The sequence below is a fragment of the Vibrio sp. 1402 genome (genome assembly GCF_033340275.1).
In genome coordinates, this window is record NZ_JAWOWE010000075.1 from 1 (window position 1) to 1,136 (window position 1,136).

Below are 1,136 nucleotides of genomic sequence, written 5' to 3' on the forward strand. Positions count from 1 at the left end.
AAGAGTATCTGGGTGATAGCCTCAAACAAATGCAGTGGGATAAATATGCAAAACTGTCCTCAGAGCAGCAAGCATTGTTCCTTGAAATCGTAGGTTTTGATCAAAATTGGCTGCAAGTAGAATATGACAAGAGTCCACTGGCTAACTTTGTATTCACGGGGACGACTACCTGGGCCGGTGGTGAAGAGAAAGAGTTCTACGCCAAGCAACAGGTTAATATCATCAATAATGCTATCAACGAAACCAGCCCTTACTATATTGGTAAGGAGCATGACCTGTTCTTCAAAGGGCATCCTCGCGGTGGTGTTATCAATGACATCATTATTAGCAGTTTTGATAATATGGTGAACATTCCGTCAGCCATCTCTTTCGAAGTCCTGATGATGACAGATATGCTGCCTGATACTATCGCCGGTGTGGCCAGCTCTTTGTATTTCACTATTCCAGCGGAAAACATCAAATTCATCGTTTTCACTTCATCCGAAGAGATCACCGATCGTGAACAAGCATTAAAGAGCCCACTGGTTCAGGTCATGATGACTCTGGGCATTGTGAAAGAAGAAAACGTTCTCTTCTGGGCCGATATGCCTGATTGCAGCAGTGGAACCTGTATCTAATCCAGTTTTAAAAGGCCCTTCGGGGCCTTTTTTCATGCTTCAATCTCAATTGCAGCGTGTGACCAGATCCAAACTCCCTGAAAAAGAGATTACTGATACTTGATTCAAATCAGGGTTTCCAACTGCTGGAGCTGCTCCGCTAAATCGTTGTATAGATTCACAAATTCCTTTTGTTGTATTTCGTGCTGCGTCTGCAATTGCTCGAATTCGTTCAATAATAGGGTTTCTAACTCGGTCATGTTCTACTTCTCCACCAGTTTGATAAGTTCGTTCTGGCCATCGTTGAGAGTCAATCCCCCTTTCACAGTGTATCCCTCTGGGATCACGATGTAACGCCCCTCTTTGTCCTGAAAGAAACGATAAGGATGCTAGGAAAGCTAGCGCACGCCGCCCTTTCGGCTGCGCCGACCCCTACCCATTTCGACTCAAATTTATGAGTGATTTGGGTATCTCTATGGTCGCTTTCAGATCGGGATTTTTCTCTTACCCTTTCGGGCTGCCCTGCGCTGTGAGTAAGGC

2 protein-coding genes are annotated in these 1,136 nt (G+C 45.1%); one reads left to right on the forward strand and one right to left on the reverse strand.

Features of this window, described 5'->3' with window-relative positions:
- The coding region (locus R7044_RS24200) for a hypothetical protein (protein ID WP_225455871.1) at nt 1-617 on the forward strand (617 nt) is incomplete at its 5' end.
- Nucleotides 618-721: 104 nt separating this feature from the next.
- Here R7044_RS24200 and R7044_RS28680 read toward each other — a convergent pair.
- Nucleotides 722-856 carry an MbeD/MobD family mobilization/exclusion protein gene (locus tag R7044_RS28680; protein WP_169629211.1) on the reverse strand — a complete coding sequence of 45 codons (135 nt, stop codon included), beginning with the start codon at nt 854-856 and terminating at the stop codon, nt 722-724.
- Nucleotides 857-1,136: the final 280 nt, after the last annotated feature.

What these genes read in the sequence shown, in the direction of transcription:
- R7044_RS28680 (WP_169629211.1), bottom strand. Translation starts at nt 856, where the DNA reads ATGACCGAGTTAGAAACCCTATTATTGAACGAATTCGAGCAATTGCAG.